The following is a 7,697-nucleotide window of genomic DNA, read 5'->3' on the forward strand; positions in this document are numbered from 1 at the left end:
CGCTGGGCGCGACGGCGGCGGTGCAGGGCCTGGCGGGGCGCGCGCGCGTGGCGTGACGGCGCGCGGCAGAGCCCGCGCGCCGCCGCAAGCCGTCAGCCGGAGGGCTGCATCTGCGCCGCATTCGGCCGCGGCGCGTTCACCGAGAGCGGACGGAGCTCGCCCGCCGCGGCGTTGTAGGCGAGGCCGAGCAGGTCGGTCATGCGGAACATCCCCGCCACGCGCCCGAGCGTGGGGGAGAAGAAGGGGTCGCGCAGGATCGAATGGGTGCTGCCCTCGATGGCGCGGTGGAAGACCTCGGCCACGATGCGCCCGCCGATGCTGCCCATCCTGCCGCCGCGCAGCCCGGCTTCGCGCAGCACGTAGAACCACAGCGGCGTGGCGGTCACGAGCTCGTCCTTGAGCGCCTGCGACAGGCCGGCGAACTCGGTGCCGAGGATCTCGGCCGAGGTCAGCGGCTGGATGGCGAGGCCGGCATCCTGCATCGCGTTCACCATCTCCTGGCCGGTGGCGAGGCGCACCATCCGCCCGCGCACCAGGTTGCGGAAGGCGAGGTTGAGCTGCGCGGGCGGCACTGCGAGCCCGCCGCCGCGCGCGCCGAAGGAGCCGAGCGGGAGCGTGCGCAGCGGGTCGGTCAGGCGGATGTCGATCGGGCGCGCCTTGTTGACCGTGTGGCCGGCTTCGGGCGCGAGGGCGGGCACGCCGTCGGTCGCGAAGTCGAACAGCCGCGTCCAGTCGGCCACCCAGTTGGTCGGCAGGCGTTCGAAGGGGCCGTCGATCGGGTTGTTGAGATCGGAGCCCGGCGAGAGGTTGCCCGAGGTGCCGGAGAAGCGGAACAGGTTCTCGAGCGTGCCGAAATCGCCGATCGACCCGCCGGGGCCGAACACCGCGTTCCAGTCGTACTTCTCGCGGATCATGGAATGGCCGAGGCGATAGGCGGCGACCGAGAACTCGATCGGCATGGTGGGGAAGCCCTGCGCGCCGACCTCGAAGAAGCGGCGGCCCATGCTGAACACGTCGTCGATGATCGCCTGGTCGACGATGCGCGGCAGGAAGTCGAAGCGCAGCATCCACTGGTAGTGCTTCACCACCATCTCCCGCGCGCGCTCGAACAGCAGGGCGGAGGGCGTGGAGCCGGCGAGGCGGTCGCAGACCGCGTTGTGGAAGCGCAGGAAGGCGAGGTGGGTCTGCGCGACGACAAGGTTCTCGTCGTTGCGCGGGTCGGCGATCAGCGCCTGGCGGGCTTCCTCGGGCGGGCCGGCCGCACCCTTTCGCGGCAGGTCGAAGCCGTCGAGGTCGAGGCTCTCGATGGGCGGGTTGCCCGACTTCTTTGTGGTGCCGAGCTTCAGGCGCACGCCGTCGGCCTGGTAGAAGGCGGCGGAGCTGGCGGCCTGCGGGCCCTCGCCATAGACGCTGTCGAGATCGAGCGCCGGGCTGCGCGCCTGCACGAGCTGGTCGGGCGGCACCGACGTGCCGAAGCTCACCTGCGTGCGGTCGCGGGTGAGGTCGTGGTCGACGAACTGCCCGAGGTAGGTGAAACCCGCCGGGATGGGGCTGTCGGTGTCGGGGGCGGCGCGGGTCATGCCGTCGGCCAGCGCCTCGAGCAGCGCGTCGGAGGCGGGGGGCGTGCCGCTCTCGACGATCCGCGAGAAGCGGAAGGCGCGCTGCTGCTCCGCCGGGGTGGCCGGGCGATCGACCTCGCCGCACATGCGGCCGCTATCGGCGAGATAGAAGAGGGTGCGGTTGTGACGCTTGGTCATGGCGCTCTCCTGCAAAAGCCGCCGGGAGGGGCGGGCGGCGGGCAGGAGGCTAGGCACGGTCATCGCCGGTTCGCGGTGACCCGGAGCACAACCATTGGTTAGTGATTTCAGGGGCCTGGGCACACGCGTGCCCGCGGTCATTCCGACTGCTTGCAGGCGGGCGTTGCGGTTCGGTCGGCGGCTACGCGCGCAGGGTGTCGGTGCGCGCCGCGATGGCCGCCGGGCGACGGGGCCATGGAGCGGCCCGTCGAATGGATGCTCCGGCCTGATCCATCGCGGCGAATCCCGCTGTAGGATGCGCCGGCGGGGCGCGCGGCGCCGCGCCAACCGGAGAACGAACGCCATGCGCCTGCCGATCCTCGCCACCCTCGCCGCCTGCATCGCGGGCACTGCCGTCGCGCAGACCGCATCGCCCGGGCCGACGCTGGCCACCGTGCGCCAGCGTGATGCGCTGATTTGCGGCGGGCATCCCGGCGCGCCTGGCTTCTCGGTGCTGGACAGCCAGGGTGTCACGCGCGGGCTCGATGCCGATACCTGCCGCGCCATTGCCGCCGCGGTGCTGGGGGATGCGGCGAAGGCGCGCTTCACCGTGCTGTCATCCCAGGCGCGGCTGCCGGCGCTGCAATCGGGCCAGGTGGACGTGCTGCCGCGTACCACGACCTGGACCCATACGCGCGACACCGCCAACGGGCTGAACTTCACCGCGGTGAATTTCTACGACGGCCAGGGCTTCATGGTGCGGCGTTCGGCGAACGTGCAGCGCGCCGGGCAGCTGGCGGGGGCGACCATCTGCGTGACCTCCGGCACCACCAACGAGCTCAACCTCGCGGACTGGGCGCGGGCCAACAATGTCCGCGTCCAGCCGTTGGTGTTCGATCAGAACGAGGAGACGCGCAACGCCTACAATTCCGGCCGCTGCGACGCCTTCACCACCGATGCCTCGCAGCTCGCGGGCATCCGCACCGCGCTGCGCGACCCGAACGAGCACGTCATCCTGCCCGACATCATCAGCAAGGAGCCGCTGGCCGTCGCGGTGCGCCACGGCGACGACCAGTGGTTCGACATCGTGCGCTGGACGATCTTCGCGCTGATCGAGGCCGAGGAGCTGGGCGTCACGCAGGCCAATGTCGACGAGATGCTGGCCAGCCCGAACCCCGCGATCCGCCGGCTGCTGGGCAATGCGGGGGACCACGGGCCGCTGATGGGGCTCGATCGGCGCTGGGCCTACAACGCGATCAAGGCGGTGGGGAACTACGGCGAGGTCTTCGAGCGCAACCTCGGCAGCGGGTCGGCCATCGGGCTGCCACGCGGGGTGAATGATCTCTGGACGCGCGGCGGGCTGATGTACGCGATGCCGATCCGGTGACCGAGGGGGTCAGCGCAGCACGCCGAACACGTTCAGCAGGATGATGACGACCACCGGCACGCCGAGGAGCCAGAGCAGTATCGATTTCATGGCGTGGGTCCTCCTTGCGCGGTTGCGTCACGCACACAACGCGCGCCGGCGGCTCCGGTTGCCGTGCGGTCAGCGCCTCTCGTAGACCAGCCGCGCGCGGATCGTCCCCTCGATCGCGCGCAACTCCGTGAGCAGTTCCTCGGCCTGGGCGCGGGCGTTGTCGCTGTCGATGACCACGTAGCCGACCTGGCCGAAGGTCTGCAGGAACTGCGCGGAGATGTTGAGGCCGCGGCGCGCGAAGGCCTCGTCCACCTGGCGCAGCACGCCGGGGACGTTGCGGTGGACATGCAGGTAGCGCGCGCCGGACGGGCGCGCGGGCAGTTCCACCTGCGGGAAGTTCACCGCGCCGAAGGTCGCGCCCGTATCGGAGTATTCGATCAGTTTGCGGGAGACTTCCTCCCCGATGCGCCACTGCGCCTCGCCGGTGCTGCCGCCGATATGCGGGGTGAGGATCACGTTGGGCAGGCCCTGCAGCGGGCTCACGAAGGGCTCGCCGTTGCGCGCCGGCTCGACCGGAAACACATCGACCGCCGCGCCCAGCACATGGCCGTCGCGCAGCGCCTCGGCCAGTGCGTCGAGGTCGAGGATGGTGCCGCGGGCGTTGTTCACCAGCACCGCGCCCTTCTTCATGGCGCGGATCTCGGCGCGTCCGAACATGTTCATCGTCTCGGGCGTCTCGGGCACGTGCAGCGTCACCGCATCCGCTTCCGCCAGCAGCGCGTGCAGCGAGGTCATGGGCTGCGCATTGCCGTGCGGCAGCTTGCCGGTGCGGTCCCAGTAGATCACGCGCATGCCGAAGGCCTCGGCCAGCACGCTCAGCTGCGAGCCGATGTTGCCGTAGCCGACGATGCCGAGCGTCTTGCCGCGCAGCTCCCAGGAATTCGCCGCCGACTTGTCCCATTCGCCTTTGTGCGCGGCGTTCGACTTCGGGAAGATGCCGCGCATCAGCATCACGATCTCACCCAGCGTGAGCTCGGCGACCGAACGCGTGTTGGAGAACGGCGCGTTGAACACCGGCACGCCGCGCATGGTCGCTTCCTGCAGCGCCACCTGGTTGGTGCCGATGCAGAAGCAGCCGATCGCGAACAGCCGGTCGGCGGCCTCCAGAACCTCGGCCGTGACCTGCGTGCGCGAGCGGATGCCCAGCACGTGCACGCCCTTCACCGCCTTCAGCAGCGCCGCGCCGTCCAGCGCCTTCGATTCCCGCTTCACATTGCTGTAGCCGGCATCGGCCAGGCGCTCGACCGCACTGTCGGAGACACCTTCCAGCAGCAGGATGCGGATCTTGTCCTTGGGGAGGGAAAGACGGGCAGGGGACATGAGGGATGCTCGGTTCCAGGGCGCGCTTCGTGCCCCGGCCGCGGGCCGGGGGCAAGTGTCCGGTGGGCGGCGCTGCCAGGGGGCGCTGCCCCCTGGCCCACCGGGGCGCCGCCCCACCCCACCCTTGCCTCGCGCTGCGCCGGCGCTCCATGGTGCAGTGCAGCGGCGGGGGCTTGCCGCGCGGGGATGCTTCGATGGACGTCGCCTATCTCTCGGACTGGGCCAACCTGCTGCTGCGCTGGCTGCATGTCATCACGGGCATCGCCTGGATCGGCACGTCCTTCTACTTCATCGGGCTCGACAACCAGCTGGACAAGCCGGCGGACGGCAATCCGCGGGTGGCTGGCGAGCAGTGGTCGATCCATGGCGGCGGCTTCTACCACAAGCAGAAGTATCTGCTGGCGCCGGAGCGGCTGCCGGAGAAGCTGCACTGGTTCAAGTGGGAGGCCTACTGGACCTGGATCAGCGGCTTCTCGCTATTTGTCCTGATCTACTGGGTGCAGGCGTCGACCTATCTGGTGGACCCGGCGGTGCTGGACATGCCGGCCTGGCTCGCGGTGCTGATCAGCGCGGCGATGCTGGTGGGTGGCTGGGTCGGCTACGACCTGCTGTGCAAGTCGAAATACGGGGAGAACGAGGCGCTGCTGGGCGTCATCGGCGCGTTGGCGCTGGCCGTCGTGGCCTTTGTGGCGTGCCACATCTTCGGCGGACGCGGTGCCTTCCTGCAGGTCGGCGCGATGACCGGCACCATCATGGTGGCGAACGTGGCCATGGTGATCATCCCCGGTCAGCGCAGGATGGTCGCGGCAATGCAGCGCGGCGAGGCACCCGACCCGAAATACGGGCGCTGGGGCAAGCAGCGCAGCGTGCACAACACCTATCTCACGCTGCCGGTCATCTTCATCATGATCTCGCCACACTACCCCATGACCTACCAGTCGCGCTGGAACTGGCTGGTGCTGCTGGCGGTGGGGCTCTCGGGCGCGCTGGTGCGGCAGTATTTCGTGCTGCGCCAAAAGGGGGCGAACCCGGCCTGGCTGCCCGCGGCGGCGGCGGCCGTCATCGCGCTGCTGGTCTGGACCGGCGCGCCGGACCGTCCCACCGTTGCCGCCGAGGCGCCGCCCTTCGCCGAGGTGCAGGCCATCGTCGCCGCGCGCTGCGTCTCCTGCCACGCCGCGCGCCCGACGCAGGAGGGCTTCGCCGCCCCGCCGAAGGGCGTGGTGATGGAAAGCCCGCCCCAGATCCGCCGCTGGGCGGCCGCGATGCGCCAGCAGGTGCAGACCGAGGCGATGCCGCCGGGCAACCTCACCGAGATCACGTCCGAGGAGCGGGCGAAGCTGCTGGCCTGGGTCGCGGCCGGCGCGCCGGCGCAATAGGGGCGGCATCACCATGGCAGGCAAGGCACCCGGCACGCTCTCGACGCATGTGCTCAACACGGCCGAGGGCATTCCGGCCGAGGGCGTGCGCATCACGCTCTGGCGCATGGACCCCGACCCGGCGCCGCTGAGCGAGACCCTCACCAATGCCGATGGACGGACGGCGGCTCCGCTGCTGCCGCCGGGCAGCTTCCGCCCCGGGCGCTACGAGCTGCGCTTCCACATCGGCGCCTATTTCACCGCGCGCGGCCTCGCGCCCGTTCCGCTGTTCCTCGATGTGGTGGCGGTGAATTTCGGCCTGGCGGAGGGTGGCGGGCACTATCATGTGCCGCTGCTCTGCACGCCCTGGTCCTATTCGACCTATCGAGGGTCGTAGCGGCTTCAGACGCGCAGCAGCCCGCCCATCGGCGCGGCCGCGTCGCTGCCCGGGAAGGCGCGGGCCACCGCCGGCCCGCCCAGATTCAGGTGGTCGCGCAACAGGCCCTTTGCGATGCTGCGCAGGTCGGTGGTCGGCGCCAGGTCGCGGTCCTGGAACAGGCTGTCGCGCGACAGCCCCGGCCAGTTTCCGCCGACCTTGCCGCCCGCAACGGCGCCGCCCAGCAGGAAGGCCACGCCGCCCGTGCCGTGGTCCGTGCCCATGGTGCCGTTGACCCGCACGGTGCGGCCGAACTCGGTCACCACCAGCACGGCGGTGCGGCGCCAATGCTCGCCCAGCGATTCCTTCAGCGCGCCGAAGCCCTCATCCAGCTGGAACAGCGGCGCGTTCAGCCGGTTCATCTGCTGCGCATGGGTGTCCCAGCCCGAGAGCTCGAAGGCGGCGACACGCGGCCCATCGGCCTGCGACAGCAGCCGCCCGGCGGACAGGGCCAGGGCACGGAAGGCCCCGCCCGGCTGCGGGCGCATCGCCGCGGCATCGCCCAGCGTGCTGATTGCGTAGCCGCGGATGCGCAGCCCCTCGGCGATGGCCGGGCCGGTGACGGGGTCGGCGGCGTTGAGTTCTGCCACGCGGGCCAGCAGGTCGGGCGGCGGTGCCGCACTGCCGCGCGGGGCGTAGTTGGCGACAGGCGCGGGCCCACGCATCAGAAGCGGCATGTCGGTGCCGACCGCGAGGCCCGTGTGCTGCGCCCCGGGCCGGTCCGGGATGGCCGAGAGCGCGCGGTTCAGCCAGCCGCTCGCAAGGCGCTGGTCGGCCCCCGATTCCAGCAGGTCCTGCGCGTCGAAATGGCTGCGGGTGCGCCAGTTGCCGGCGACCGCGTGCAGGATCAGCGCCTCGTTAGCCGCATACATCGCGTGCAGGTTGGTCATGCGCGGATGCAGGCCGAAGCGCCCGCCGAGGTCGAGCAGCCCGCCCTCCTGCCCCGGCTCCGGCAGGGCGAGCGGGCCGCGCAGCTCGCCGAAGGCCGGCTCGGCATAGGGCTGCACGGCGAACAGCCCGTCGAGCCCGCCGCGCAGCAGCACGACCACGAAGCGTGCCTCGCCCGGCGCCTGGGCGAAGGCGACGCGCGCGCGCGGCAGGGTGAGGGCGGCGGCGAGGCCGAGCAGCGCGGTCCGGCGGCCGAAGGCGGGCAGGTGGCTCATCGGCGGTGGAACTCCGGGCTGGTCAGCACGATGGTCAGGGCTTCCCGGGCCGAGCCGGCCCGCGCCGCCGCTCGCAGCGTCTCGGGGCGCACCAGCGGGCCGAGCACGGCCTCGGCCAGGGGCGCCGCGTCGCGCCCGGGGCCGCGGGCCGAGATGCCGTTGGCCCATTCGACCCGGCGCAGCATGGTCTCGGGCGGCAGATCGGGAGAG

6 protein-coding genes and 1 pseudogene are annotated in these 7,697 nt (G+C 71.4%); 3 read left to right on the forward strand and 4 right to left on the reverse strand.

The window, feature by feature from the left end; translation table 11 throughout:
• Positions 1-92: 92 nt before the first annotated feature.
• Positions 93-1,757 (reverse strand): peroxidase family protein, encoded by a 1,665-nt coding sequence (locus HW578_RS20090; RefSeq protein ID WP_198372497.1) that lies wholly within the window; start codon positions 1,755-1,757, stop codon positions 93-95.
• A gap of 343 nt (positions 1,758-2,100) precedes the next feature.
• Between HW578_RS20090 and HW578_RS20095 the strand changes: the two genes are divergently transcribed.
• A complete protein-coding gene (locus tag HW578_RS20095) occupies positions 2,101-3,123 on the forward strand; it encodes an amino acid ABC transporter substrate-binding protein (RefSeq protein WP_198372498.1) in 1,023 nt (340 codons plus the stop codon).
• 159 nt (positions 3,124-3,282) lie between these two features.
• Here the strand turns inward: HW578_RS20095 and serA are convergent, their stop codons facing one another.
• Positions 3,283-4,533 (reverse strand): phosphoglycerate dehydrogenase, encoded by a 1,251-nt coding sequence (gene serA / locus HW578_RS20100; RefSeq protein WP_198372499.1) that lies wholly within the window; start codon positions 4,531-4,533, stop codon positions 3,283-3,285.
• Between the two features lie 194 nt (positions 4,534-4,727).
• Here serA and HW578_RS20105 point away from each other — a divergent pair, with 194 nt between their 5' ends.
• Both HW578_RS20105 and uraH read left to right on the forward strand, forming a co-directional pair.
• On the forward strand, positions 4,728-5,909 hold the full coding sequence (locus tag HW578_RS20105) for a urate hydroxylase PuuD (RefSeq protein ID WP_198372500.1): 1,182 nt from the start codon (positions 4,728-4,730) through the stop codon (positions 5,907-5,909).
• Positions 5,910-5,922: 13 nt separating this feature from the next.
• Positions 5,923-6,285, forward strand: coding sequence for a hydroxyisourate hydrolase (gene uraH, locus HW578_RS20110; protein WP_198372501.1), 363 nt, complete (start codon positions 5,923-5,925; stop codon positions 6,283-6,285).
• Positions 6,286-6,290: 5 nt separating this feature from the next.
• On the opposite strand, the gene HW578_RS20115 is transcribed toward uraH, so the two are convergent.
• Together HW578_RS20115 and HW578_RS20120 are read right to left on the reverse strand one after the other, a co-directional pair.
• Positions 6,291-7,487: a DUF1501 domain-containing protein gene (locus HW578_RS20115; RefSeq protein ID WP_198372502.1), complete on the reverse strand. Its 1,197-nt coding sequence runs from the start codon at positions 7,485-7,487 to the stop codon at positions 6,291-6,293.
• Positions 7,484-7,697 (reverse strand): annotated as a pseudogene (locus tag HW578_RS20120) (DUF1800 domain-containing protein); the annotation flags it as partial. The gene HW578_RS20115 and the pseudogene HW578_RS20120, both read right to left, overlap by 4 nt.

It is taken from the genome of Roseomonas rosulenta, assembly GCF_016106005.1.
GTDB lineage: Bacteria > Pseudomonadota > Alphaproteobacteria > Acetobacterales > Acetobacteraceae > Neoroseomonas > Neoroseomonas rosulenta.

Excerpts from the sequence above, each read along its gene's own strand:
- uraH (WP_198372501.1), top strand. The coding sequence starts at position 5,923 with ATGGCAGGCAAGGCACCCGGCACGCTCTCGACGCATGTGCTCAACACG.
- HW578_RS20090 (WP_198372497.1), bottom strand. The coding sequence starts at position 1,757 with ATGACCAAGCGTCACAACCGCACCCTCTTCTATCTCGCCGATAGCGGC.
- HW578_RS20095 (WP_198372498.1), top strand. The coding sequence starts at position 2,101 with ATGCGCCTGCCGATCCTCGCCACCCTCGCCGCCTGCATCGCGGGCACT.
- serA (WP_198372499.1), bottom strand. The coding sequence starts at position 4,533 with ATGTCCCCTGCCCGTCTTTCCCTCCCCAAGGACAAGATCCGCATCCTG.
- HW578_RS20105 (WP_198372500.1), top strand. The coding sequence starts at position 4,728 with ATGGACGTCGCCTATCTCTCGGACTGGGCCAACCTGCTGCTGCGCTGG.
- HW578_RS20115 (WP_198372502.1), bottom strand. The coding sequence starts at position 7,487 with ATGAGCCACCTGCCCGCCTTCGGCCGCCGGACCGCGCTGCTCGGCCTC.